The organism is Microbacterium sp. CCNWLW134 (assembly GCF_037083565.1).
Classification (GTDB): Bacteria; Actinomycetota; Actinomycetes; order Actinomycetales; family Microbacteriaceae; genus Microbacterium.
This window is the reverse complement of sequence record NZ_JBAOJU010000001.1, coordinates 1,541,286-1,565,528: the sequence shown is the minus strand read 5'-3', so window position 1 is coordinate 1,565,528 and position 24,243 is coordinate 1,541,286. Positions and strand designations below refer to the sequence as shown.

Genomic DNA, 24,243 nt, shown 5'->3' with positions numbered 1-24,243 from the left:
GCTCAATCCACTCCGAGGAAGCTCCGGTCGGTGAGGACGACCGGACCGCCCTCGGTGATCGCGACGGTGTGCTCGGAGTGCGCGCCACGTGAGCCGTCGGCGCTGCGGAGGGTCCAGCCGTCGGGATCGGTGATCAGCTGGTCCGTGGAGGCGAGGAACCAGGGTTCCAGGGCGAGGACGAGGCCGGCACGAAGCGGGTAGCCGCGGCCCGCCTTGCCGTCGTTGGGCACGTGCGGGTCGCCGTGCATCGTCCGGCCGACTCCGTGGCCACCGAAGTCGGTGTTGATGAGGTAGCCGTCCGCGCGGGCCACCGCGGCGATCGCGGCCGAGATGTCGCCGATGCGGTGGCCGGTCTGTGCCGCCTCGATGGCGGCGGAGAGGGCGCGCTGGGTCGTGTCGATCAGCGCCAGGTCCTCATCGCGCGGCGTGCCGACGACGAAGGACACCGCGGAGTCGGCCACCCACCCGTCCACGGCGACCGCGAAGTCCAGCGACACCAGGTCGCCGTCGCGAAGCGCGTAATCGAAAGGCAGTCCGTGAAGCACGGCATCGTTGATCGAGGTGCACAGCACCTTGCCGAAGGGCGAGGCGCCGAATGACGGGTGGTAGTCGATGTAGCAGGACTCCGCTCCCGCCCGACGGATCATCTCGTGCGCCCGCTGATCGAGCGCGAGGAGGTTCGTTCCCACCCTCGCCTCATCGCGAAGGGTCGCAAGGACCTCCGCGACGAATCGGCCCGCAGGCCTCATCGCCTCGATTTCGGCCGGGGTGCGCAGCTCGATCATTCATTTCCTTCCGTCATCCTCCATTCTCGCGGAGTGCGCGCTGAGAGATGGCCGTCCGGCGCCCGGGACACCCTGCCCGCCGCCCCGGGACGGGCGTAGCATCGGTTCATGGTTCTCCGACGCGCGGTCTACCGGTGGCTGTTCCCGGCGGCCTTCGTCCTGCCGCTCTGGCTGCTCGTCGGCTGGGGCGTGTTCAACGCGGGAGGGTGGGCCTTCCTCTGGGTGTTGCTCCTGGGCATCCCGTCGGTCTTCATCGGGCAGATCATCCTGACTCTGCTGGTCCGGGCCCGCGGCACGGTGCGCGCGGAACGCGCGGTGTCGTGGCTGGATGTCGCGGGCTTCGCGATCCTCCACGCGCTGACGGTGTCGCTCGGATTCTTCGGCACGTGGTGGTGGGGTGGGGCGTTCGGCCTGACCATCGCCGTCGCTCTGGCGTTGTTCTGGGCCCAGCTGTGGCAGCTGTGGCGTGAAGCCCGGCCCGCCGGTCTCGTGGCGTTCCGGACGACGTCCTCCGCATACCTCGGTGAAGCATCGAGGTCGACGCGGCCACGACCGTCCGACGTCGTCGTCATCGAGGAGCGCAGCGACCTGCGCTGATCCGTGCGGCAGCGTTTTTGCCGGGGTCGCGATCCATGGCAGAATGGCTGTTTGTGCCCTGAACGGCTCTGCCTCAGGGGAGTACGCCGTCCGCTCCACATCGCGGACGGTTCGGGCACACCATCCCGTCATCGTGACGCGGTCGACCTGTGGCGGCCGCAGGAAGTGATCCCTCATGCAGATCCTCGATTCCGTCGACGCAGCATCGCTGCGCTCCGACATCCCCGACTTCGGCCCCGGTGACACCGTCAAGGTGCACGTCAACATCACCGAGGGCAACCGCTCGCGCATCCAGATCTTCCAGGGCGTCGTCATCGGCCGCTCCGGAGACGGCATCCGCGAGACCTTCACCGTGCGGAAGATCAGCTTCCAGGTCGGTGTGGAGCGTACGTTCCCGGTTCACAGCCCGGTGATCGACCACATCGAGGTCGTCACCCGCGGCGACGTGCGCCGCGCCAAGCTGTACTACCTCCGCGCCCTCCGCGGCAAGAAGGCCAAGATCAAGGAGAAGCGCGACAGCTGAGCGCGCTGAACCCCGAACGCCCCGGTCATCGCCGGGGCGTTCGTCGTTCGGGGCGAATTCCCCGCGACGGCGGACCGACGACTCCGCGCGAGTATGTCACCCTGGTAGGACGCCGCACCGACCGGGGCGGGAGGCCCCGAGAAGGATCCGATGACCACCGAGCAACACGCGACGGCCGACCGCTTCCCCTCCCGCAGATCGCAGCCCGAGGGTCGCAAGCGAGGGTGGGGCACATTCCTGCGGGACGTCCTGATCATCGTCCTGATCGCGCTCGTGGTGTCCTTCCTCGTCAAGACCTTCGTCGTCCGATCGTTCTACATCCCGTCGGGGTCGATGGAGAACACCCTCAACGTCAACGACCGCATCCTCGTCGACGAGCTGACGCCGCGCTTCGGAGGTTATGAGCGCGGTGACATCGTGGTGTTCCGCGATCCGGGTGGGTGGCTGCCACCCTCGGAGACACCGAGCCGCGGCCCGTTCGTCGACGGCGTGGAGTGGGTTTTGTCGCTCATCGGTCTCGCTGCACCGGACAGCGACGACCACCTCGTCAAGCGCATCATCGGGCTTCCGGGAGATCACGTGGTGTGCTGCAACACGCTCGGGCAGATCACGATCAACGACGTCCCCATCGATGAGATGGACTACCTCAAGCTCCCGGGCGGGGTCAGCAGGGCGTCGGCCGAGGATTTCGACGTCACGGTGCCTGAGGACCGTCTCTGGGTGCTCGGAGACAACCGCAACAGCTCGCGGGACTCCCGTTTCAACCAGGACCAGCCGGGCGAGGGCTTCGTCCCGCTCGAGAACGTCGTCGGCCGCGCATTCCTGACGACGTGGCCGCTGTCGCGATTCGGGTTGCTGGACTTCCACCACGAGGTCTTCGCCGGGGTTCCGGAGCCTGCCGACCAGCCGTGACCGTGATCGAACCGCGCCTCACTCTCGAGCGACGACTGCTCCGCGAGCATCCGGTCGTCATCGCCTGCGATGAGGTCGGACGGGGGGCTCTCGCGGGGCCGGTGGCCGTCGGAGCGGTCGCCGTCGACGCGCCGCGATCGCGCAAGCGCGTGCCGCAGGGGCTGCGTGATTCCAAACTCGTTCCTGAGCACCATCGCCCGGCCGTTGCGGCGCGGGCGGCCTCGTGGGTGGCCGCCAGCGCCGTCGGCTGGGCCTCGGCCGACGAGATCGACGAGATCGGCATCATGCGCGCTCTGGGCCTTGCCACGATCCGCGCGCTGGCGGATCTGGGGGCTCACGGCGTGGACGCCTCGGAGGCGATCGTGCTCCTCGACGGGAACTACGACTACATCACCCCGGCCGGCGCCAGCAATCTGCGGGTGCGTCCGGTGATCAAGGCCGATCGCGACTGCGCCAGCGCCGCGGCAGCGTCCGTCATCGCCAAAGTGGCGCGCGACACGCTGATGACGGGGTTGCATGACGAGTCACCCGCGTACCAGTGGTCGCGCAACAAGGGATACGCGAGCCCCGAGCATCGGGCGGCGATCCGCTCCCACGGCCTGAGCAGGCATCACCGGTCGTCGTGGTCGATCGCGGACGCACCGACCCTGTTCTGACGCGGTCGCGGCCGACCGTCGGGCCGTGGATCGGCCGCGGGCGATCTAGAGTGGACTCACCATGGACGACGAGGTATTCGAAGACTACGACCGCGAGCTCGAGCTGGCACTGTACCGCGAGTACCGCGATGTCGTGGGTCAGTTCGCGTACGTGATCGAGACGGAGCGGCGCTTCTACCTCGCCAACGAGGTCAACGTCGTGCGCCGCGACACCGAGCACGACTTCTACTTCGAGATCACGATGAACGACGTCTGGGTGTGGGACATCTACCGCGCCGACCGGTTCGTCAAGGCGGTGCGGGTGCTGACCTTCAAGGACGTCAACGTCGAGGAGCTCTCCCGACGCGATTTCCAGCTCCCAGAGGAGCTTTCGCTCGACAGCTGACGCGCCCGCGTCCTCTCCTGCACAGCGGGCCCTCTCCGGGCTGTGTACACGGATGAGGGAGAGCGGCCGCCACGGGATGCCGCGTCCGATCACGATCGGACCATGGCAGTCAAGGACGAGGTCGGCAGAGCCGGCGAAGAGCGTGCAGCGACGTATCTCCAAGAGCAGGGATGGCGGCTGATCGCCCGCAACTGGCGGTGCGCCGCCGGGGAGATCGACCTCGTCGCCGAGGACGGGAATGACCTCGTCGTCGTCGAGGTCAAGTCGCGGCGCGGCGAAGACTTCGGTCATCCCCTCGAAGCGGTGGACACCCGCAAGCGCATGCGGTTGTGGCGCCTGGCGATGGCGTGGATCGCGGCCCACCCGCAATCCGCCCAGGGGCGCCGACTGAGGCTCGATGCGGTGTCCGTCCTGGGCCCCGATCCTCGGACCGCGACGATCGAGCATCTGCGGGATCTGCGGTGACCGTCGTTCGTACCCGGGCTGTCGCCCTGACGGGCCTGGATGGAGCCCTCGTCGAGGTCGAAGCCGACCTCTCGCAGCAGACTCCCGATTTCCGGATCATCGGCCTGCCCGACAAGTCGCTCGGAGAAGCCGTCCAGCGGGTCCACAACGCGTGCGCCAACAACGGCCTGACGCTTCCGCGACGCAAGCTCACCGTCAACCTGTCGCCCGCGAGTCTGCCCAAGAACGGATCCGGGTTCGATGTCGCGATCGCGGTCGCCGCCATCGCCACCGAGCTCCCTCTCGCCCGGGAATCGCTCGACGCCACGGTGCACATCGGCGAACTCGGTCTGGACGGACGGCTTCGACCGGTGCCCGGCGTCCTTCCCGCCGTGCTCGCTGCAGCCCGCAAGGGCATTCGGCGCGCGGTGGTGCCCCATGCCAACCGCGAGGAGGCTCAGCTGGTGACCGGCATCGAGGTGCTCGGCGCCGTCAACATCGCCGAGGTGGTCGCGTTCCACGGCGGATCCGTCGAGGTACCCGAGCAGTCTGCGGTTCCGGCGGCGCGGCCCGAGGAGACGGCGGGGGAGGTGCTGGAACTTGCAGACGTGGTGGGGCAGCCCGAAGCGGTGACCGCGCTCATCGTCGCGGCGGCGGGTGGCCACCACATTCTGATGAGCGGCCCTCCCGGGGCGGGCAAGACGATGCTGGCGCGGCGTCTCCCCGGCATCCTGCCCCCGCTCGACGAGGACGCCGCGCTCCTGGCAGCCTCCGTGCGGTCGCTCGGCGGGCAAGCCGTCTCGGCTCTTCGCCGGACTCCGCCCTTCGAGGCTCCGCACCACAGCGCGAGCGTGGCTGCGCTCGTCGGTGGCGGATCGCGGATCATCCGGCCGGGGGCGATCGCCCGCGCGGCGACCGGCATCCTGTTCCTCGATGAGGCGGGGGAGTTTCCTGCGCACACGTTGGACGCGCTGCGCCAGCCCTTGGAGAGCGGCCGGATCACCATCCACCGGGCCGGGGCGGTCGCGGAGTTCCCGGCGCGATTCCAGCTCGTGGCTGCAACCAATCCCTGCCCCTGCGGACAGTTCGCCGTGCCGGGCGGATCGTGTGTCTGCCCGCCGATCGCCATCCGGCGCTACCTCGGCCGGCTTTCGGGCCCCCTGCTCGACCGGATCGATATCGAGCTGTCGATGCGTCGGGTGGCGGTCGCGCCCGGCCAGGGCGATGCCGGCGGCACCACCACCGCCGACGCGCACGCTCAGGTGCGCGAGGCGCGGGCACGCGCTGCGCATCGCCTCCGCGAAACCCCGTGGCGGGTGAATGCCGACGTGTCGGGAAGCTGGCTCCGGCAGGGGCCGGCCGCACCGTCGCCGATCATCCGCCGGCCACTGGATGCTGCGCTCCACCGCGGAGCGCTGACCCTGCGCGGGTACGACCGGGTTCTCCGGGTCGCCTGGTCGCTCGCCGATCTCGGCGCCCGCCCGCAACTGAGCGTCGAAGACATCGGGCGTGCTCTGTTCCTGAAGAAGGGGGTGACCGCATGAGAGTGTGGCCGGAGTCTTCTGATGCCGCGAGGCGCACGCTGGCGGGCGTCCGCGGTGCGGATTCATCCGACTCCGACGAAGCCGACACGTGGGCACGGGTGGCGTGGAACCTCCTCACCGAACCCGGTGACGGCTCCGCCGGTCACCTCATCGCAGAGTACGGCGCCCTTCGGGCGCTCGAGATGGTGGTGAATGCGGGCCCCGCGCCCACGCACCTCGCCGGGGCTGCGGAGCAGGGCCGAGAGCGCTGGATGCCGCGGTGGCGGCCGGAAGGTGTCGCCGAAGCGTGTGCGGCCGCGGCGCGGGCCGGTGTGCAGCTCATCGTCCCCGGCGATCCGTCATGGCCGACGGCGGTGGATGACCTGGGAGCCCATCGGCCTGTCTGTCTCTGGGTGCGTGGAAGCGCCGCCCTGTTGCGGCCGGCCGGCGCCGCCGTCGCGCTGGTCGGCGCGCGGGCGGCGACATCCTACGGCGAGCACGTCGCCGGAGAGCTCGCCGCCGACCTCGCCGGCTCGGGGGTGACGGTGGTCTCCGGCGCGGCCTACGGCATCGATGGCGCCGCTCACCGCGCCGCGCTCACGGTCGGCGGCGACACCGTGGCTTTCCTCGCCGGCGGCGCAGATCGCGCGTATCCGGCCGGGCACAGTCATCTGATCGATCGCATCGCTACCAACGGCGCGATCGTCAGCGAAGCCCTGTGCGGCGCGGCGCCGACGAAATGGCGGTTCCTCCAGCGCAACCGGCTGATCGCGGCGATCTCCGATGCGACGGTGGTCGTCGAGGCAGGGTGGCGAAGCGGCTCACTCAACACGGCCGGTCATGCCGCCTCCCTGGGACGTCCGCTCGGCGCGGTGCCCGGGCCGATCACCAGCACCGCCTCGGCGGGGTGTCATCGGCTGCTGCGGGAGTACGACGCGCGCTGCATCACCTCCGCGGGCGATGTCCGCGAGCTCCTCGGTTGGGAGGACGGGATGCTGCTTCCGGCGGTGAGCGGGGACCGCACCGATCGGACCACGCGCGTCATCGACGCCCTCAGCGTGCGATCGGAGAAGGACCTGTCCCAGATCGCCCGGTCCTCAGGCCTCGCGCCTGCCGAGGTCGAGGCGGAGCTCGGGATCCTCGCCCTCTCCGGAGGCGTGGAACGCGGCAGGACCGGATGGCGCCGGGTACCTTCGTGGACGAGATGAGCGCGCCGCCGCGCGGCGGCGCATCGATGGGGACGCATCGGGCATCCTGGGGTGATGCGGCTCTCGGCGGTCATCGAGCGCTACCTGGCGCACCTGCGCGACGTCCGGCGGCTGTCACCGGCAACCGTCCGTGCGTACCGCGCCGATCTGCGCGACCTCGCCGACATCCTCGACGATCCCGACATCGGCGAGATCACTCGCGAGGATCTGCGCGAGTGGCTCTGGCGCGTCCAGCAGAGCGGGGCCTCCCGGGCGACCCTCGCACGGCGTGCGGCATCGGCGAGGGGACTCTTCGTCTGGGCGGTGGCCGCCGGCGACCTCTCGACCGACCCCGCCGCCCGCCTCGTCACTCCCAAACGCGGACGGACTCTGCCGACGGTGGCACCCGCCGAGGCGCTCGCCGAGATGCTCGCCGATCTGGGGGCTGCAGCGTCGCAGACGGGCGATCCTCTCGCGCTGCGCGACCACGCGATCCTCGAGCTGCTCTACGGGGCCGGCATCCGCGTCTCGGAACTCTGCGGCCTCGACACCGACGATGTGGATCGCGAGCGGCGCACCGTGCGCGTCTGGGGCAAAGGGGCCAAGGAGCGCGTCGTGCCGTTCGGCATGCCCGCGTCTGCGGCGCTGGAGGCTTGGTTCGTGCGGGCGCGCCCCGTGCTCCTCGCGCGGCAGGCTGATCGAGACCGCGGGAGGGCTGCGCTCTTCCTCGGCGCGCGCGGGGCACGGCTCGGTCCGCGGACCGTGTACGACCTCGTGGCACGCACGGTCGGCCCCCTCGTCGGGAGACCCGTCGGTCCGCACGCCCTGCGGCACAGCGCCGCCACCCACCTGCTGGACGGCGGGGCCGACCTCCGCAGTGTCCAGGAGATCCTCGGTCACGAGAGCCTCGGCACCACGCAGATCTACACCCACGTGTCGCACGAACGCCTCACCGCGTCCTACCGTCTGGCTCATCCTCGAGCGTGACCTGCGAACGGCTCAGCAGCAGGGGAGGAGGACCGCGCGCGGCACCCCTCCGAGAAGCAGCATCGGGTTGATGTAGGCGCCGTTTCGGCGCACACCGAAGTGGAGCGTGCCGGGCGCGCTGTGGCCGCCCTCGGACAGGATGGCGACGACGCCCCCGCGATCGACCGCGGTCCCCGGGGGGAGAACGCCCGAGGCGGGTTCCAGCGTGGAGACGAACCCCGCCCCGTGGTCGATCGTGACCACCGGGCGCCCTGCCACCTGTCCGCTGAAGGCGATCACCCCGTCCGCCGGCGCGACGACCTCCACCGACGACGGTGACCCGATCGGGGCGATGTCGATGCCCCGATGGCCTGGCGCATACTCGTGCGCGGGCGCGATGTACGGGCGGACGAGCCGGAACGGCTCCAGAGGCCATCCCCAGGTTCCTGCGAGCGGGATCGAGACATCGTCGGGCGGAGTCGCCGCGCCGACGGGAGGGGAACCTGCGACCGCGAACGCGAAGCCGAGCACGACAACCAGCCGGAATGCCGCCCACCGGTTCGTCTGTGGTGGTCGATCGGACGGTGCGCGCGAGGCCATGAGCGCAAGGCTCGCTCACCCGAGCAGCTGACGAGTCGTGCTCGTCTGGATCTGTGGACTCCTGACTCCTCTTCGCACGTGGGGAGGAGAGGACGTGGCCGCCATGACGCTGATAGACTTCCCTTCGCACCCCGACATCGGGGTGACTACGCGTGCCCTGAGCGCGCTGCGACGACTTCGGTCCCGCAGCGCGCGGCATCCTTCCCACGGTCTCCCACCCGACATCGTCGCGTGCGAGCGGAAGGCGGTCGGGTACCAGGCAGCACCGGTCGATCGACCGGGAGGAAAACCGAAACGGCGCGAACGCGCCAGAGAAGGAGAACGGCCATGGCCGTCGTCACCATTCGCCAGCTGCTCGACAGCGGCGTGCACTTCGGACACCAGACCCGTCGGTGGAACCCGAAGGTCAAGCGCTTCATCCTCACCGAGCGCAGCGGCATCCACATCATCGACCTGCAGCAGTCGCTGTCGTACATCGACAAGGCGTACGAGTTTGTCAAGGAGACCGTCGCGCACGGCGGGACCGTCCTGTTCGTCGGAACGAAGAAGCAGGCCCAGGAGGTCATCGCCGAGCAGGCGACCCGCGTCGGCCAGCCCTACGTCAACCAGCGCTGGCTCGGCGGACTCCTCACCAACTTCCAGACGGTGTCCAAGCGCCTGGCTCGTATGAAGGAGCTCGAGGAGCTCGACTACGACAACCCGGCAGACAGCGGCTTCACCAAGAAGGAGCTCCTGCTGAAGAAGCGCGAGCTCGACAAGCTGCACAAGTCCCTCGGCGGTATCCGCAACATGTCCAAGACGCCGTCGGCGATCTGGGTCGTGGACGCCAAGCGCGAGCACCTCGCCGTCGATGAGGCCACGAAGCTCGGCATCCCGATCATCGGCATCCTCGACACCAACGCGGACCCCGACGAGTTCCAGTACCCGATCCCCGGCAACGACGACGCCATCCGCTCGGTGTCGCTGTTGACGCGCATCATCGCCGACGCCGCTGCCGAGGGCCTGATCCAGCGTCACCAGCCCGCAGACGCCGACGAGGCCGCCGAGCCGCTCGCCGAGTGGGAGCGTGAACTCCTGGAGCAGGGCAGCACGGTCACGGGTGCCGCCGATGTGTCGGTCGCCGCGACCGAGACCGCTGCCGACGAGGCCGGTGCCGCCGCCGCCGAGGCGGCCGTCGCCGCCGAGACTGCGGAGACCCCCGAGACCGCCCAGGAAGCGGCCGACGCCCCCGAGGCCGCGGCCGACGAGGCCACCGAGAAGTAAGCCGCTGTTCCTCGGGGCGGGGTGGAGACGCCCCGCCCCGAGGAACGCGCATGCACACGACAGCACCCGTCACATAAGGAGCCGCCACCCATGGCAAACTTCACCATCGCTGACATCAAGGCTCTTCGCGAGCAGCTCGGCACCGGAATGGTCGACACCAAGAAGGCCCTCGAGGAGGCCGACGGCGATGTCGAGAAGGCCGTCGAGATCCTGCGCCTGAAGGGCGCGAAGGGCAACGCCAAGCGTGCCGACCGCTCCACGAGCGAGGGCCTCATCGCGGCCCGCGAGCAGGACGGCAAGGTCACCATGATCGAGCTCGCCTGCGAGACCGACTTCGTCGCCAAGAACGACCGCTTCGTCGCTCTGGCCGAGAAGGTCGTCGAGGCCGCCGCCGCCGCCGGCGCCGACTCCGTCGACGCCGCCCTGGCAGCGCCCGCCGGTGCGCAGACGGTCGCCGAGCTCATCTCGGACGAGGCCGCGATCATCGGTGAGAAGGTCGAGCTGCGTCGCGTGCGCACGCTCGCCGGTGACAACTTCGAGGTCTACCTGCACAAGACCAACAAGGACCTGCCCCCGCAGGTCGGAGTGGTCCTGGCGTACTCGGGTGATGACGCCGAGACCGCCCGCAGCCTGGCGCAGCACATCTCCTTCGCCAACCCTTCGTACCTCTCCCGCGATGAGGTGCCCGAGGAGGACGTGGAGAAGGAGCGCCAGATCGTCACGGAGATCTCGCGCAACGAGGGTAAGCCCGAGGCGGCTCTGCCCAAGATCGTCGAAGGACGCGTGAACGCCTTCTTCAAGCAGGTGTCGCTTCTGGACCAGGACTACGCCCGCGACAACAAGCTGTCGGTGGCCCAGGTCGCCAAGGACGCAGGTCTGACCCTCACCGGGTTCGCCCGGTTCAAGGTCGGCGCCTGAGATCGCTGCAGGGCCCGTATCGACCCCTCGTCGATGCGGGCCCTTTCTCACGCTTCGATAGTCTGCGTTGGACGAGAGGATGATCCGTGATCGATGAGACGAGCCACCGCCGTCGTGTTCTGCTGAAGCTGTCCGGGGAGGCGTTCGGCGGAGGACAGCTCGGGGTCAATCCCGACATCGTCAGCCAGATCGCCCGCGAGATCGCTGCTGCGGTCGATCGTGTGGAGATCGCCGTCGTCGTCGGCGGCGGCAATTTCTTCCGGGGGGCCGAGCTGAGCCAGCGGGGGATGGACCGGGGCCGGGCGGATTACATGGGCATGCTCGGCACCGTGATGAACGCGCTCGCCCTGCAGGATTTCCTGGAGCAGGCGGGGTCCGCAACGCGCGTCCAGTCGGCGATCTCGATGACTCAGGTCGCCGAGCCGTACATCCCGCGCCGTGCCGAGCGTCACATGGAGAAGGGCCGCGTCGTCATCTTCGGCGCCGGAGCAGGACTGCCGTACTTCTCCACCGACACCGTCGCCGCACAGCGCGCCCTGGAGATCGGAGCGATCGAGGTCCTGGTCGCGAAGAACGGCGTCGACGGCGTCTACACCGCCGACCCGCGGAAGGACGCGACCGCGACCCGCATCGATCGCATCACCTACATCGATGCACTTCAGCGCGGTCTGAAGGTCGTCGACTCGACCGCGTTCAGCCTGTGCATGGACAACGGCATGGACATGCGCGTGTTCGGGATGGAGCCGGAGGGCAACGTGACCCGGGCCCTCCTGGGCGAGTCCATCGGCACCCTGGTGACCGTCTGACGACGCCCCCTCCTCGCCACCACGGTGTGCTGCCCCGGGCTTCCCGGGGTCGCGCACTAGACTTCTGATGAGTTCGGAGAATGGAGTTCCTGTGATCGCCGACGTACTGGCAGATGCCGCTTCCCGCATGGACCGGGCGGTCGAGGCCGCGAAGGAGGACTTCGCGACCGTGCGCACCGGGCGTGCCAACCCGCAGCTGTTCCAGAAGATCATGGTCGACTATTACGGTTCGCCCACGCCGCTTGCCCAGCTCGCCTCGCTGAACAACCCCGAGGCGCGCACGCTCGTGGTCACGCCCTACGACAAGTCGGCGCTGAAGGCCATCGAGCAGGCGATCCGCGACACCCCCAACCTCGGAGCCAACCCCACCAACGACGGCAACCTCGTGCGTGTCACGCTGCCCGAGCTCACTCAGGAGCGGCGCAAAGAGTTCGTCAAGATCGTCCGTGCCAAGGGTGAGGACGCCAAGGTCCACGTCCGCGGCATCCGCCGCAAGGCCAAGGACGACCTCGACGCGCTCAAGAGCGAGGTCGGTGAGGATGAGATCTCCCGCGGTGAGAAGGAGCTCGACGCTCTGACGCGCACGCACGTCGACGCCATCGATGACGCGCTCAAGCGTAAAGAGGCTGAGCTGCTCGAAGTGTGAGCCGGTCATGACAGACACCGCGGGTGGAGAGCGGGGCAGCGACGCCCCTGCGGTTCCCGCGACCCGTCGGGAGGCCGCTGCGGCCCGACGGGCGCCCGTCGCCGGAGAACCCGGATTCCAGACGCATGTGCGCGCTGCCCGAAGCGAACTGGAGACGCAACTCGCGCATGCGCGAGCAGAGTTCGAGGAGGCCAACGCCAGGATCACGCAGCGCACCGGGCGAAACCTCATCCTGGCGATCCTCATCGGCCTGGCGATCGGCGTCGTGGTCCTGGCATCCCTGATCTTCTTCAAGCAGCTGTTCGTGCTGTTCGCGCTGGCTGCCAGCACCCTCGGCACGTTCGAATTCAGCCGCGCCCTGCGCGCGTCAGGTCGCCGAGTCGACATCGTCGCGCAGCTCATCGCGGGAACACTTCTGGTTCTCGCCGGCTTCTTCCTGCAGCCCTGGTTGCACTGGATCGGCGCGTTCGCCGCGGTCTCCCTCGTGGTGGTGTGGCGACTGGTCGCGCAGCTCTTCGCCGACGACGGCCGACCGCATGCACTCGTGCTCGGTGACGTCCTGATCGCCGGCCTCGTCCAGCTCTACGTCCCCTTCTTCGCCAGTCTCTGCGTCGCCCTCCTCGCCCAGGACGGCGGCCAATGGTGGGTTCTCGCCTTCATCATCGTGGCGGTGGTCTCCGACACCGGCGCCTACGTGTCGGGACTCACCCTCGGACGGGGTGGCCGTCACCCGATGGCGCCGCGCATCAGTCCGAAGAAGACGTGGGAGGGATTCGCAGGGGCCGCGGTGGCCGCGGTCATCGCGGGACTCCTGCTCGCGCCGTTGATGCTCGGTCTGCCGGTCTGGACGGGCGTCATCATCGGACTGGTGATCCTCGGCACGGCCACGGCCGGCGATCTCGGCGAATCGATGATCAAGCGCGATCTCGGGATCAAGGACATGAGCTCTTGGCTCCCGGGCCACGGAGGAGTCCTCGACCGTCTGGACTCCATCCTGCCCTCCACGACCGCAGCGCTTGCTCTGTACTACCTGCTCTCGCCCCTCGGAGTCGCATGACCGACCTTCGACCATCAGACACCGGCGCCGCGGGCCGGACGCACGCCCGGGCGGCGTTCCCGATCGCCCGTGGCCGCGAGAAGGGCTACGACCGCGGCGCGGTCGACGACTTCCTCCTTCGCGCCCGCGAGTCCTTCGAAGGGCGGACGGCCGATCCCGTCACCTCGTGGGACGTCCGCCACGCCGCGTTCGCTCTGGTGCGGGGCGGTTACGTCATCGACGCCGTCGATTCGGCCCTCGGTCGGATCGAGGATGCCTTCGCCGCGCGGGAGCGCGAAGCCGAGGTGGCTCGACTCGGCGCCGCCGGATGGGTGGGGCGCACCCGCGACCTCGCACAAGAGGTCCTGGACCGGCTGTCGCGCCCGGAGGGCCGGCGCTTCGACCGTGTCGGTGTGCTCGGCTTCGGCTACCGGGTCGATGAAGTGGACCTGGTGGCCGACCGCATCTGCCGTTACCTGGAGTCCGGCCAGACGGTGACGGTCGAGCAGGTCCGCGCGGTCGCCTTCCGCATGCAGCGCGGCGGATACCGTGAGCAGCAGGTCGACGCGGTGCTCGACGCCGTCGTCGAGGTCATGCTCGCAGTGTCGTGACGCCTCGCTCGACGCGCGTGGCGAGACGGGAACCGGGTCGGTAGACTCGGCGGCACTGTGACTCCCGACGGCTCCGTTGCGAACGATCTGCCGGCACCGAACGACGATGCCGGGGCGACGCGCGCCGTCGTTCCGACGCGGAGACGTGACCTCGCCGCTCCCGGTCAGGCGATCACCCGGCGCGCGACGGCACGACGAGCCGCGCCGCGTCCGGCTGCTCGCTGGTCTCGGCGGCGGAGCACCTCGGCGACATTCGCAGCCTTCGCCGCGGTTGCCTTCGCGGCGGCCTGGATCGGTCCCACCGGGGCGGCGCTGTCCAGCGCGAACGCCGAGGAGGTGCCGCCGATCTCGCTGTACGCCAGCACGCTCGGCGACGTGCAGGCGGTGACCGTGGGAACCGACACCGAGACCGCCACCGACGCCGAGTCGCCGTCGCTGGATCGCAGCGGCTATACCGTCTACGTCACTCCGACACCCACCCCGACGCCCACACCGACACCCACGACGACGCGGTCGGCCGCGTCGTCGTCCTCCTCGGGGTCGGGAGGCTGGGTGCCGCCCTTCGTCACACCCGATCCCGGAAGCGCCCAAGCGATCGCCTACGACATGGTGATAGCGCGCGGATGGGGCGACGACCAGTTCAGCTGCCTGGTGGCCCTGTGGAACAAGGAATCGGGATGGCGCGTGAACGCGTACAACGCGTCCAGCGGTGCGTACGGCATTCCCCAGTCCCTCCCGGGCAACAAGATGGCCTCGGCCGGCGCCGACTGGGAGACCAACCCCGCCACGCAGATCACCTGGGGCCTGGGCTACATCGCCGGGCGGTACGGCACGCCGTGCGGGGCCTGGGACCACTCGACCCGCACCGGGTGGTACTGACCTGATGCCACGATCGCACCGTCGTCGCCCGGATCCCGCGCGCGACGACTCCTTCGAACGGCTGCTCGCCGGCTGGAAGCGCACCGAGGAGCGACGCGGCACGATGTGGACGGTGCAGCCCGTATCCGCAGGACAGGCTGCGAAGTCGTATGTGTGCCCCGGGTGCACGCAGGACATCCCACCGGCGACGGCTCACGTGGTGGTGTGGCGCGCCGACGGCATCCTCGGCGACGCGGCCGCCCTGGCGGACCGCCGCCATTGGCACACGCACTGCTGGAGGATCGGCTGATGGAGATCCGCGGCCCCGTTCTGCTCCCGGCCGGCCGGGAGGACATCGAGCTTCATACCGTCGACGGCCTGACCCTGGTGGGCGAGCTCGCGGTTCCGAAGGACGCGGCGCCGGTGGCCACGCTCGTGACGCTTCATCCGCTCCCGACCGCGGGTGGGTTCATGGATTCCCATATCCTGCGGAAAGCCGCCGGCCGCCTACCCGCGCTGGCCGACCTCGCGGTGCTGAGGTTCAACACCCGGGGGACCACCTCGGCTCGCGGCACGAGCGAGGGGAGCTTCGACGGCGGCCGCAACGAGGCTTTCGACGTCGCCGCGGCGATGGACTTCGTCCGGGAGCGCGGTCTGCCCCGGCCCTGGCTGGTGGGATGGTCGTTCGGCACCGAGCTGGCGCTGAAGTACGGACGCGACCACGACGTCGAGGGCATCATCCTCCTCTCGCCCCCCTTGCACCGTGCGACCGAGGAAGACCTCGCCGGATGGGCTGGGGACCTTCGGCCGGTCATCGCACTCATCCCCGAGTTCGATGACTACCTGCGTCCGGATGCCGCGCAGGAGCGGTTCGCCGCCATTCCACACGCGACGCTCATCCCCGTCGAGGGGGGAAAGCACCTTTGGGTCGGCGAGAATCAGACGCGCCGGGTCTTGACCGAGATCGTCGCCGTGGTCAACCCCGACGCCCTGCCGCTGCCCGTGGAATGGGACGGTCCTCTGGCAGACCCCGCGTAAGCCGAACGCCGGTCACAGCTCGTTCTGTCGGGGAATGATCACCTGTCGATAGATGATGAGGATGCTGGCCGCGACGGGGATCGCGACGAGAGCACCCAGCAGTCCCAGCAGGGACCCTCCGGCGAGGGCGGCGATGACCACGACGGCCCCCGGGATCGACACCGCACGGTTCATGATGCGGGGGGAGATGATGTACGCCTCGATCTGCATGTAGATGAGGTAGTAGATCGCGGCGACGAGCGCCGTCGTCGGGGAGCCGAGCCCGGGGATCAGACACGTGAGCACGATGATGGCCGATCCGGTCAGGGTGCCCACGAGCGGGATCAGCGAGAAGAAGAAGGCGATGACCGCGAGGACAGCGGGGAAGGGCGCCTGGATGATCGAGAGGAAGATGAAACTCAGGATGCCGTTTGTCACACCCAGGCTCAGCTGACCGATGACGTAGAAGCCCACCGAGGCGGTGATCTGCTCGGCGAGGTCGATGAAGCGGGGCCGCTTCGAAGCCGGCACCAGCTGGTAGACGGCCTTCTTGAGGTTCGGAGTGGAGGCGGTGAAGTAGATCGTCAGGATGAGGACGATGAACGCGCCGCCGAACCCGGCGATCACGGCCCCCACGGCTCCGAGGACGCCCTCACCGATCGTGCTGCCGATGGACCCGAGGTCCAGCGAGGTGTACCAGTCCTCGATGTAGCTCCACACCTCGTCCACCCGGATGCCGGGAAAGGTGTCCTGAGCCCAGGTGAGGACACCGCCGATGAACTCCTCCCACGTCATGGTCGAGAAGAGATCCTGGATCGCGGCGATCAACTGCGCGACCTGCGCCACGATGATCGGCACCACCATCAACACGATGCCGGCGAAGATGCCGAGCACGCCGAGGATGGTGATGAGCACGGCCGCCCAGCGGGGGAGCCCTCGTCGCTCCAGCCAGGAGATGATCGGATCGAGCCCCAACGACAGGAACAGTGCCGTACCGACGTAGAGCAGGATCGTGGAGAGAGTCTGAATGCTCGCGATGAGCAGGAGTCCCAGACCCACCCCGAGAGTGGCGACGAGCGCCACGCGGAACGGATTGTGGATCTTCATCGGCGCGCGCCCTCTCTCGGCTGAACCGGCGCATCGACGTCCGGTCTTGTCAGGATACTGATAGCCGGTCGTCACCCCCGGCATCATTCGCTCCCGGGCGACATCCAGGCGCCCTTCGGTAGTCTGGAACGTCGAGTTTTGCGCTCCGCCGCGTCCTGGAGCGGTATCGGAGCGAGGAGAGGTGAGGCATTCGTGCGTTTCGTGTGGGCTGTCGCGGCCTTCGTTCTGGCCGCGCTGATGATCGGCGCGGGCATCGCCCAGCGCACGGTCTTCCAGGGGCCGGACACCGCGACCGCTGCCGTCACCGTCGAGGAGGACACGCCGTACGTCCTGGTCGAGGGCGACGTGCTCAACAGTCGCCCGGGAGCGCAGACTCTCCGTGCGCAGAGTGAGGGAACCATCTTCGCGGCATACGGTCGCACAGCCGACCTCGAGGCCTGGCTCTCTGATACGGCGTACACCCGGGTGACCGTCGGCGAGGAGGGGGCGCTCGAGGCGGAGCAGACCACCCCGAGTCTGGCCGTGTCGGAGGAGCCCGGAGAGGGCTCGACGCCGGCGCCCGAGGAGTCCGCCACCGCGGAGGGGAACGAGGCCGAGACGCCCGCGGCCGACGCCGCCACCGGCGACGAGGCGGGCGCAGACGATGTCCGTAGCCCGGTGGGCTCGGATCTCTGGCTGGACGAGTTCCAGCAGGAGGATGTGCTCATCGCCCCGCTTCAGCTGCCGGAGGACATGAGCGTGCTCGTCGCCGCAGACGGCGTCGAGCCGGCACCGGCCGACATCACGGTGTCGTGGCCGATCGCCAACGCGACTCCGTGGGCGGGGCCGCTCATCGTCGCCGGCGGTCTCATGATGGCCGTGGGGGTGTTCCTGTACATCCTCGCGATCCGCCACCTGCGACGCTCGCGCGGCCCCCGCCGCAAGGGCCTACCCGTCCCGGTCACGGAGCCGATCGACCTCGCCGTCGAAGGCAAGCGCAAGGGCGTGATCAGCGCGACCGGTCGACGCGCACTCACCGGGGGGCGCCGCCGCCTCATCGTCGTCCCGGCCGTTGCCGTGTCCGCCCTCCTGTTCGCCGGATGCTCGTCCGAGGCGTGGCCCCAGTTCGCCCCTTCGCCGACGCCCTCACCGTCCGCCTCGGTCATCGTTCCCGAGGGTCAGCAGGCGCCGGCGGTCACGGAAGCCCAGGCGGATCGCATCTGGACGCGGGTGGCCGAGACCGTCGCAGCCGCCGACGAGGCGGCGGACGAGGCTCTGGCCGCCACGCGGCTCGACGGGGCCGTGCTCGCGGCGCGTTCGACCAACTACGCGCTGCGTGCGGCGATCAGCGACTATCCCGCTCCCGCCGCACTGCCGGCCGAGCCGCTGACTCTGGTGTTGCCCCAGGCGTACGACGAGTGGCCGCGTTCGATCGTGGGTGTCGTCGATGACGCCGACTCCAACACCTCGAGCATCATGATGCTCACACAGCAGGACCAGTGGTCGCCGTACAGGCTGACTTATCTGGCGAGCCTCGAGGCGGCCACCGAGCTTCCGGTCGTGGCGCCGGCGTACATCGGCGCCATTCAGCCGGCGCCGGATTCTCCGTTCCTCCTCCTGCCCCCCGCGCAGCTCGCCGAGGCCTACGCCGACATCTTGAACAGCGGGGAGGAGAGCGAGTACTTCGATCTCTTCGACGTCGCGAGCGACCAGTTCCGCGTGAGCGTGGCCGGAGACCGCCAGAAGCGCCTGGACGAGTTCAACCAGACCGGTGCTTCCACGGGGGAGCTGACCTTCCAGGCCGCACCCGGCGCGTACGAGCCGCTGGCTCTCGCGACGCTGGAAAGCGGTGCGATCGTCGCGGTGAACATCGATGAGATCGACACCGTCAAGCCCACCAACCCCGACGCGGTGATCAAGCTCGAGAACAACCCCACGGTTCGTACGCTCTCGGGTGCCGAACAGTCCTCGACGGGCTTCACCACGACCTACACCGACCAGCTCTTCTTCTACGTGCCCGGCCAGGGGTCGACGGAGAAGATCCGTCTGCTCGGGTACGCATCCGACATCCTCAACGCGAAGGTGATTCCGTGACCGACGTCTCTCCCGGCGCGACGCTGCGTGGCGCCGTCGATCTGTCCTCGCTCCGCAACCGCCCCGCCGCGCCGCCCGCCGGGTCGGCCGGACCGCCTGCCGAGGGTGCTGCACCGGCTCCGTCCGGACGCGTGCCATCCCTCGTCATGGACGTCACGGACGCCACCTTCGGTCAGGTGCTGGAGCTGTCTCGGACGGTTCCGGTCGTCGTGGACCTGTGGGCTGAGTGGTGCGGACCGTGCAAGCAGCTGAGTCCGGCGCTCGAGCGCGTCGTCCGTGAGCTGAACGGTCGGATCGTGCTCGCCAAAGTCGATGTCGACGCCAACCCCCAGCTCGCGCAGGCGTTCCGGGCGCAGTCGATCCCGATGGTCGTGGGCGTCGTCGCGGGTCAGCCTGTGCCGCTGTTCACGGGCGCAGTACCCGAGCAGCAGGTGCGCGAGGTCTTCGCCCAGTTCCTTCAGCTGGCGGCCCAGAACGGGGTCACCGGCACGGTTGCCGCGGATGCCGATGGCGCCGATTCCGACGGCCCCGTCGAGCCGGAGCTTCCGCCGCTTCACGCCGAGGCGGCTGCGGCGATCGAGGCGGGCGACTACGCCACGGCCGTCAGCGCGTACGAGCGCGCTCTGGCCGAGAACCCGCGCGATGCCGATGCGCGCGCCGCACTCGGCCAGGTGCGTCTTCTCCAGCGTGTGCAGGGCCTGGATCTCGTCGCCGCCCGTGATGCTGCGGCAGCCGCTCCGCGGGATCTCGACGCGCAGTTCGCCGTGGCGGACCTGGATGTCGCGGGCGGCCACGTCGATGACGCCTTCGCGCGCCTGCTGGACCTGTTCTCGGTCCTCTCCGACGACGAGCGCGCACCGGTGCGTGAACGGCTGCTCGAACTGTTCGGCGTGATCGGTGACGCCGACCCCCGCGTCATTCGCGCGCGCGGGCGCCTCGCGTCGCTGCTGTTCTGAGGGAAGGGATCTTCTCAGCACCCCGGAGGGGGCGGGCTCGCGCCCGCCCCCTCCGGCGTGTCAGCCCCGGGTCGGCGAGGGGATGTGCGCGGGAGTGCGGTGGCGCAGCCAGAGCACGCCGAGTGGGGGGAGGACCATGGTCGCGCGGCCGTTGTCGTCGGCGTGCACGACGCCCATGTTCCCCACGCCCGAGCCGCCGTACTCACCAGCGTCGGAGTTGAGGATCTCCTCCCACACGCCCGCAGCGGGGAGGTCGAGCGTGAACGGCTGAACGGGCACGCCCGAGAAGTTGGCGATCACGGCGACGGTGTTGCCGTGGTGATCGCGACGCGAGAACGCGATGACGTTCGGGTCCCATGACGGCGCCCCCAGGCGATGGAACGCCGAACCGTCGGCATCCCGCGACCACAGGGCGGAGTGGGCACGGTACTGGCGGTTCAGCTGGGCGACGAAGTCCTGCAGCTGCCGGTGCGGGGGCTGCTCCAGCAGCCACCAGTCCAGGCCGCGGGACTCCGACCACTCCGACAGCTGTCCGAACTCCTGGCCCATGAACAGCAGCTGCTTGCCGGGGTGGCCCCACATGTACGCCAGATAGGCACGCATGTTCGCCAGCTTCTGCCAGTGATCGCCCGGCATGCGTTGGAAGAGGCTGCCCTTGCCGTGGACGACCTCGTCGTGGCTGATCGGCAGGATGTAGTTCTCGCTGAACGCGTACACGAACGAGAAGGACATCTCGCCTTCGTGGTGGCTGCGGTACATCGGATCGCGGGCGATGTACTGCAACGAGTCGTTCATCCAGCCCATGTTCCACTTGAAGCCGAAGCCGAGACCGGCGTGGCTGGTGGGTGCGGTCACGCCCGGGAAACTGGTGGACTCCTCGGCGATCATCGAGATACCGGGGTAGCGCCGGTAGGCCGTGGCGTTGACCTCCTGCAGGAACGCGATCGCATCGAGGTTCTCGCGACCGCCGTAGATGTTGGGGAGCCACTCGCCTTCATTGCGCGAGTAGTCGAGGTACAGCATCGAGGCGACGGCGTCGACCCGGAGGCCGTCGACGTGAAACTCCTGCAGCCAGTAGAGCGCGTTGGCGACGAGGAAGTTACGGACCTCACGTCGGCCGTAGTCGAAGATGTAGGTGCCCCAGTCCTTGTGCTCGCCGCGGCGGGGATCGGCGTGCTCGTACAGGGGCTCGCCGTCAAAGCGCGCCAAGGCCCAGTCGTCCTTGGGGAAGTGGCCGGGGACCCAGTCCATGATGACGCCGATGTTCGCCTGGTGCAGGCGGTCGATCAGATACCGCAGATCGTCCGGTGTCCCGAAGCGACCCGTGGGAGCGAAGTACCCGGTGACCTGATAGCCCCAGGAGCCGCCGAAGGGGTGCTCCGCGAGCGGCATGAACTCGACGTGGGTGAACCCCTGGTCGGTGAGGTACTCGATCAGCGGATCCGCGGCGTCCCGGTAGGACAGCCCGGGACGCCACGAGCCGAAGTGGAGCTCGTAGATCGACATCGCGCTTTCCGCGGGCCGGGATGCGGCGCGCTCCTTCATCCACGCGCCATCGCCCCACGAGAAGGATGAGTCCTCGACGATCGACGCCGTGCCGGGAGCGACCTCCGCACGGCGCGCCATCGGATCGGCCTTCATCACCCACGCGCCGTGACGCGAGAGGATCTCGAACTTGTAGCGGACGCCCGCGTCGAGGCCCGGGACGAACAGCTCCCAGACGCCGCTGCCGCCCATCGACCGCATCGAGTGGCCGGTGCCGTCCCAGCTGTTGAAGTCGCCCACCACCCGGACGGCCTGGGCGTTCGGCGCCCACACGGCGAACGATGCCCCGGCGACGCCGTCATGGGTGCGAAGATGCGCGCCCAGAGCGTTCCACAGTTCCTCGTGCCGGCCCTCTCCGACGAGATGAAGGTCGAGTTCGCCGATCGTCGGACCGTGCCGGTAGGGGTCGTCGGCGGTGTACTCCGATCCGTCCGGGTAGGTGGCGGTGATGACGTATCCGGTCGGTCGCGCGGTGAGAACGCCCTCCCAGATGCCGGCATGCCGATGGTTCAGCGGCACACGCGTGCCGTCGTCGAACACGGCGACGACGCTGTCGGCCAGCGGCCGACGGGTGCGGACGACCCACCCCCTTCCCTCGGCGCCCAGCGCGTGGATTCCGAGCACCGCGTGCGGATCGTGATGCGCGCCATGGGAGACGGCGTCGAGGAGGCCGGCGTCGAGGGGAGGAGGCGTGGCGGTCATGCGCGGTCCTTTGCGATGTGGAGGATGTGCACGGGTTCGGTGAAGGCGTCGAGGCGCACGAAATTGTGATCCGACCATGTCCAGCGCGCCCCGGTCACGAGGTCCTCGACCTCGAAGGGCTCGCCGGGCGTCACACCCCACACGCGGGTGTCGAGGTGGACCATGGTCTGACGGGTGGAGTGCGGGTCGACGTTGACCACCACGAGGATGGTGTCGGATTCGCCGGTGGGCGACAGCGCGGCATCCAGGTGCTTGGAGTAGACCAGGATGGCTTCGTCATCGCTCCAGTGCACGTCGAGGTTGCGCAGCTGTCGGAGCGCCGGGTGCGCGCGCCGGATCTCGTTGAGGCGCCGCAGCCACGGCGCGAGGGACTCGCCGCGGGCCTCGGCGCCGTCCCAGTCGCGGAACTTGTACTCGTACTTCTCGTTGTCGATGTTCTCCTCCGAGCCCGGACGGGCGACGTTCTCGAACAGTTCATACCCGGCGTAGACACCCCACGTCGGCGACGCCGTGGCGGCGAGCGCGGCGCGGATCCGGTATCCCGGTCGCCCGCCGTACTGCAGGTACTCGGTGAGGATGTCATGGGTGTTGACGAAGAGGTTCGGCCGCATGAAGTCCGACGTCTCATGCGAGATCGAGGTGAAGAACTCCTCCAGCTCCGCCTTGCTGTTGCGCCAGGTGAAGTAGGTGTAGCTCTGCTGGAACCCGGCCATCGCCAAGCCCCGCATCATCGCCGGACGGGTGAAGGCCTCGGAGAGGAAGATGACGTCCGGGTCCGCCTTGTTGACGGTCGCGATCAGCCACTCCCAGAACTGCACCGGCTTGGTGTGCGGATTGTCGACTCGGAAGATCTTGACCCCGAGGCCCACCCAGTGCTGGACCACCCGCAGGATCTCTGCGTAGATCCCGGCCGGATCGTTGTCGAAGTTCGGCGGATAGATGTCCTGGTACTTCTTCGGCGGATTCTCGGCGAAGGCGATCGAGCCGTCGGGGAGGGTGGTGAACCACTCCGGGTGCTCGGTGACCCACGGATGATCCGGAGAAGCGTTCAGCGCGAGGTCGAGAGCGACCTCGAGGCCGTGGCCGCGGGCGGCGTCGACGAAGGCGACGAAGTCCGCCTCCGTACCGAGGTCGGGGTGGATGGCGTCGTGTCCGCCCTCGTGGGACCCGATGGCGTAGGGCGAGCCGGGGTCGCCGGGCTCGGAGGTGAGGCTGTTGTTCCTGCCCTTGCGGTTGGTGGTTCCGATCGGATGGATGGGCGGGAGGTAGATGACGTCGAAGCCCATCCCTGCGACGCCGGGAAGCCTGTCGATCGCGGTTCGCAGCGTTCCGCTGGTGACCGAGCCGTCATCATTGCGCGTGGCACCCTCGGAGCGCGGGAAGAACTCGTACCAGGATCCGACGCCGGCTCGCTCGCGCTCGACGAGCAGTTCGGCTTCTTCGCCCGCGCTGACGATCGCCGAGGTCGGACGCGCGGCGAACAGCGCCGCGATCTTCTCGTCGCGGACGATGTCCAACGCCTGGGCATCGGAGACGTCGGCATCGCGCAACCGCGCGGCGGAGGCGGCCAGCAGCGTGCGTTCGGCCGCGCTCCGGCCCTTCTCGGCGATCGCGGTGTCGAAGAGGCGGGCCCCGGATTCGCGCATCACGAAGGGGTCGAGTCCGGCGGCGAGCTTGATGTCGGCAGCGTGCTGCCACGTGGCGAAATCGTCGCTGAAGGCCTCGAACCGGAAGCGCCACACCCCGGTCTCGAGGGGCGCCACGGTGGTCGTCCAACGGTCGAAGCCGTCGTTGAGAGGGGTGAGCCGGTGGAGGGACTCATCACCTGAGGGGGAGAAGAGCCGCACCTGCACGCCGATCGCATCGTGTCCTTCGCGGAATGCCGTCACGGTGAAGGGGACGGCATCGCCGACGTATGCGGACGGCCGATAGCGGCCGCCGGGCACGCTGGGAGAGGGGAGGATCAGGGGGATGCGCGGGGTCACCGTGGGCGCGGGTGCGGTGGTGGGGCGGACGGCGCGCACCGGGATCGCCGATGCCGAGCGCCAGGGATGGGGGCGGGGGGAACGAGTCGTCGTGGCCACCACTCGAACCTACCGCGCACCATCGGACGATCGCAGGGCTTGC

At 69.1% G+C, this 24,243-nt stretch carries 25 protein-coding genes; 20 read left to right on the top strand and 5 right to left on the bottom strand.

Going from position 1 to position 24,243, the window contains the following annotated elements:
• Window positions 1-2: 2 nt before the first annotated feature.
• A complete protein-coding gene (gene map, locus V6S02_RS07440) occupies window positions 3-785 on the bottom strand; it encodes a type I methionyl aminopeptidase (RefSeq protein WP_124293416.1) in 783 nt (260 codons plus the stop codon).
• A gap of 108 nt (window positions 786-893) precedes the next feature.
• On the opposite strand from map, the gene V6S02_RS07435 reads away from it, so the two are divergent.
• The 9 genes from V6S02_RS07435 to V6S02_RS07395 all read left to right on the top strand — a co-directional run bounded on the left by V6S02_RS07435 (window position 894) and on the right by V6S02_RS07395 (window position 7,999).
• On the top strand, window positions 894-1,382 hold the full coding sequence (locus tag V6S02_RS07435; protein ID WP_124293415.1) for an MFS transporter permease: 489 nt from the start codon (window positions 894-896) through the stop codon (window positions 1,380-1,382).
• Between the two features lie 175 nt (window positions 1,383-1,557).
• Window positions 1,558-1,905, top strand: coding sequence for a 50S ribosomal protein L19 (gene rplS, locus V6S02_RS07430; RefSeq protein WP_124293414.1), 348 nt, complete (start codon window positions 1,558-1,560; stop codon window positions 1,903-1,905).
• 150 nt (window positions 1,906-2,055) lie between these two features.
• Complete coding sequence (gene lepB, locus V6S02_RS07425) at window positions 2,056-2,817, top strand: signal peptidase I (protein WP_124293413.1); 762 nt, start codon at window positions 2,056-2,058, stop codon at window positions 2,815-2,817.
• On the top strand, window positions 2,814-3,473 hold the full coding sequence (locus V6S02_RS07420; RefSeq protein ID WP_336400376.1) for a ribonuclease HII: 660 nt from the start codon (window positions 2,814-2,816) through the stop codon (window positions 3,471-3,473). Before lepB ends, V6S02_RS07420 begins: the two co-directional genes overlap by 4 nt.
• 61 nt (window positions 3,474-3,534) lie before the next feature.
• Complete coding sequence (locus tag V6S02_RS07415; RefSeq protein WP_124293411.1) at window positions 3,535-3,858, top strand: DUF2469 family protein; 324 nt, start codon at window positions 3,535-3,537, stop codon at window positions 3,856-3,858.
• A 102-nt stretch (window positions 3,859-3,960) separates the two neighbouring features.
• Window positions 3,961-4,323 (top strand): YraN family protein, encoded by a 363-nt coding sequence (locus V6S02_RS07410; RefSeq protein WP_336400375.1) that lies wholly within the window; start codon window positions 3,961-3,963, stop codon window positions 4,321-4,323.
• The gene (locus tag V6S02_RS07405) at window positions 4,320-5,846 is read left to right on the top strand and encodes a YifB family Mg chelatase-like AAA ATPase (RefSeq protein ID WP_336400374.1); all 1,527 of its coding nucleotides are present in this window, start codon (window positions 4,320-4,322) and stop codon (window positions 5,844-5,846) included. Before V6S02_RS07410 ends, V6S02_RS07405 begins: the two co-directional genes overlap by 4 nt.
• A complete protein-coding gene (gene dprA / locus V6S02_RS07400) occupies window positions 5,843-7,033 on the top strand; it encodes a DNA-processing protein DprA (protein ID WP_336400373.1) in 1,191 nt (396 codons plus the stop codon). The genes V6S02_RS07405 and dprA overlap by 4 nt, the downstream gene beginning before the upstream one ends.
• A gap of 54 nt (window positions 7,034-7,087) precedes the next feature.
• Window positions 7,088-7,999 (top strand): tyrosine recombinase XerC, encoded by a 912-nt coding sequence (locus tag V6S02_RS07395; RefSeq protein ID WP_336400372.1) that lies wholly within the window; start codon window positions 7,088-7,090, stop codon window positions 7,997-7,999.
• A gap of 12 nt (window positions 8,000-8,011) precedes the next feature.
• On the opposite strand, the gene V6S02_RS07390 is transcribed toward V6S02_RS07395, so the two are convergent.
• The gene (locus tag V6S02_RS07390) at window positions 8,012-8,578 is read right to left on the bottom strand and encodes a murein hydrolase activator EnvC family protein (protein WP_336400371.1); all 567 of its coding nucleotides are present in this window, start codon (window positions 8,576-8,578) and stop codon (window positions 8,012-8,014) included.
• A 327-nt stretch (window positions 8,579-8,905) separates the two neighbouring features.
• Here V6S02_RS07390 and rpsB point away from each other — a divergent pair, with 327 nt between their 5' ends.
• From rpsB to V6S02_RS07345, 9 genes are all read left to right on the top strand, one after another.
• Entirely contained in the window at window positions 8,906-9,841 is a 936-nt protein-coding gene (gene rpsB, locus V6S02_RS07385) for a 30S ribosomal protein S2 (protein ID WP_336400370.1), read from the top strand.
• Between the two features lie 90 nt (window positions 9,842-9,931).
• Window positions 9,932-10,759 (top strand): translation elongation factor Ts, encoded by an 828-nt coding sequence (tsf, locus tag V6S02_RS07380; protein WP_336400369.1) that lies wholly within the window; start codon window positions 9,932-9,934, stop codon window positions 10,757-10,759.
• Between the two features lie 86 nt (window positions 10,760-10,845).
• The gene (pyrH, locus tag V6S02_RS07375; protein WP_336400368.1) at window positions 10,846-11,565 is read left to right on the top strand and encodes a UMP kinase; all 720 of its coding nucleotides are present in this window, start codon (window positions 10,846-10,848) and stop codon (window positions 11,563-11,565) included.
• A gap of 91 nt (window positions 11,566-11,656) precedes the next feature.
• Window positions 11,657-12,211 carry a ribosome recycling factor gene (gene frr, locus V6S02_RS07370; protein WP_124293402.1) on the top strand — a complete coding sequence of 185 codons (555 nt, stop codon included), beginning with the start codon at window positions 11,657-11,659 and terminating at the stop codon, window positions 12,209-12,211.
• A 7-nt stretch (window positions 12,212-12,218) separates the two neighbouring features.
• Window positions 12,219-13,268, top strand: coding sequence for a phosphatidate cytidylyltransferase (locus V6S02_RS07365; protein WP_124293401.1), 1,050 nt, complete (start codon window positions 12,219-12,221; stop codon window positions 13,266-13,268).
• Complete coding sequence (locus V6S02_RS07360) at window positions 13,265-13,858, top strand: DivIVA domain-containing protein (protein WP_336400367.1); 594 nt, start codon at window positions 13,265-13,267, stop codon at window positions 13,856-13,858. The genes V6S02_RS07365 and V6S02_RS07360 overlap by 4 nt, the downstream gene beginning before the upstream one ends.
• Window positions 13,859-14,029: 171 nt before the next feature.
• Complete coding sequence (locus tag V6S02_RS07355; RefSeq protein WP_336400796.1) at window positions 14,030-14,737, top strand: lytic transglycosylase domain-containing protein; 708 nt, start codon at window positions 14,030-14,032, stop codon at window positions 14,735-14,737.
• 4 nt (window positions 14,738-14,741) lie between these two features.
• Window positions 14,742-15,026 carry a hypothetical protein gene (locus V6S02_RS07350; protein WP_336400366.1) on the top strand — a complete coding sequence of 95 codons (285 nt, stop codon included), beginning with the start codon at window positions 14,742-14,744 and terminating at the stop codon, window positions 15,024-15,026.
• Window positions 15,026-15,754 carry an alpha/beta hydrolase gene (locus V6S02_RS07345; protein ID WP_336400365.1) on the top strand — a complete coding sequence of 243 codons (729 nt, stop codon included), beginning with the start codon at window positions 15,026-15,028 and terminating at the stop codon, window positions 15,752-15,754. Before V6S02_RS07350 ends, V6S02_RS07345 begins: the two co-directional genes overlap by 1 nt.
• A 12-nt stretch (window positions 15,755-15,766) precedes the next feature.
• Here V6S02_RS07345 and V6S02_RS07340 read toward each other — a convergent pair whose 3' ends face one another.
• Complete coding sequence (locus V6S02_RS07340; RefSeq protein WP_124293397.1) at window positions 15,767-16,840, bottom strand: AI-2E family transporter; 1,074 nt, start codon at window positions 16,838-16,840, stop codon at window positions 15,767-15,769.
• A 192-nt stretch (window positions 16,841-17,032) separates the two neighbouring features.
• Here V6S02_RS07340 and V6S02_RS07335 point away from each other — a divergent pair, with 192 nt between their 5' ends.
• Both V6S02_RS07335 and V6S02_RS07330 read left to right on the top strand, forming a co-directional pair.
• The gene (locus V6S02_RS07335) at window positions 17,033-18,913 is read left to right on the top strand and encodes a glycosyl transferase (protein WP_336400364.1); all 1,881 of its coding nucleotides are present in this window, start codon (window positions 17,033-17,035) and stop codon (window positions 18,911-18,913) included.
• Complete coding sequence (locus V6S02_RS07330) at window positions 18,910-19,869, top strand: tetratricopeptide repeat protein (RefSeq protein WP_336400363.1); 960 nt, start codon at window positions 18,910-18,912, stop codon at window positions 19,867-19,869. Before V6S02_RS07335 ends, V6S02_RS07330 begins: the two co-directional genes overlap by 4 nt.
• 60 nt (window positions 19,870-19,929) lie before the next feature.
• Here the strand turns inward: V6S02_RS07330 and glgB are convergent, their stop codons facing one another.
• Both glgB and V6S02_RS07320 read right to left on the bottom strand, forming a co-directional pair.
• On the bottom strand, window positions 19,930-22,116 hold the full coding sequence (glgB, locus tag V6S02_RS07325) for a 1,4-alpha-glucan branching protein GlgB (protein ID WP_336400362.1): 2,187 nt from the start codon (window positions 22,114-22,116) through the stop codon (window positions 19,930-19,932).
• Window positions 22,113-24,200 (bottom strand): maltotransferase domain-containing protein, encoded by a 2,088-nt coding sequence (locus tag V6S02_RS07320; RefSeq protein ID WP_442927904.1) that lies wholly within the window; start codon window positions 24,198-24,200, stop codon window positions 22,113-22,115. Before V6S02_RS07320 ends, glgB begins: the two co-directional genes overlap by 4 nt.
• Window positions 24,201-24,243: the final 43 nt, after the last annotated feature.

Coding starts and splice junctions, on each gene's coding strand:
- map (WP_124293416.1), bottom strand. CDS start 785: ATGATCGAGCTGCGCACCCCGGCCGAAATCGAGGCGATGAGGCCTGCG.
- V6S02_RS07435 (WP_124293415.1), top strand. CDS start 894: ATGGTTCTCCGACGCGCGGTCTACCGGTGGCTGTTCCCGGCGGCCTTC.
- rplS (WP_124293414.1), top strand. CDS start 1,558: ATGCAGATCCTCGATTCCGTCGACGCAGCATCGCTGCGCTCCGACATC.
- lepB (WP_124293413.1), top strand. CDS start 2,056: ATGACCACCGAGCAACACGCGACGGCCGACCGCTTCCCCTCCCGCAGA.
- V6S02_RS07415 (WP_124293411.1), top strand. CDS start 3,535: ATGGACGACGAGGTATTCGAAGACTACGACCGCGAGCTCGAGCTGGCA.
- V6S02_RS07410 (WP_336400375.1), top strand. CDS start 3,961: ATGGCAGTCAAGGACGAGGTCGGCAGAGCCGGCGAAGAGCGTGCAGCG.
- dprA (WP_336400373.1), top strand. CDS start 5,843: ATGAGAGTGTGGCCGGAGTCTTCTGATGCCGCGAGGCGCACGCTGGCG.
- V6S02_RS07395 (WP_336400372.1), top strand. CDS start 7,088: ATGCGGCTCTCGGCGGTCATCGAGCGCTACCTGGCGCACCTGCGCGAC.
- V6S02_RS07390 (WP_336400371.1), bottom strand. CDS start 8,578: ATGGCCTCGCGCGCACCGTCCGATCGACCACCACAGACGAACCGGTGG.
- rpsB (WP_336400370.1), top strand. CDS start 8,906: ATGGCCGTCGTCACCATTCGCCAGCTGCTCGACAGCGGCGTGCACTTC.
- tsf (WP_336400369.1), top strand. CDS start 9,932: ATGGCAAACTTCACCATCGCTGACATCAAGGCTCTTCGCGAGCAGCTC.
- V6S02_RS07365 (WP_124293401.1), top strand. CDS start 12,219: ATGACAGACACCGCGGGTGGAGAGCGGGGCAGCGACGCCCCTGCGGTT.
- V6S02_RS07360 (WP_336400367.1), top strand. CDS start 13,265: ATGACCGACCTTCGACCATCAGACACCGGCGCCGCGGGCCGGACGCAC.
- V6S02_RS07350 (WP_336400366.1), top strand. CDS start 14,742: ATGCCACGATCGCACCGTCGTCGCCCGGATCCCGCGCGCGACGACTCC.
- V6S02_RS07345 (WP_336400365.1), top strand. CDS start 15,026: ATGGAGATCCGCGGCCCCGTTCTGCTCCCGGCCGGCCGGGAGGACATC.
- V6S02_RS07340 (WP_124293397.1), bottom strand. CDS start 16,840: ATGAAGATCCACAATCCGTTCCGCGTGGCGCTCGTCGCCACTCTCGGG.
- glgB (WP_336400362.1), bottom strand. CDS start 22,116: ATGACCGCCACGCCTCCTCCCCTCGACGCCGGCCTCCTCGACGCCGTC.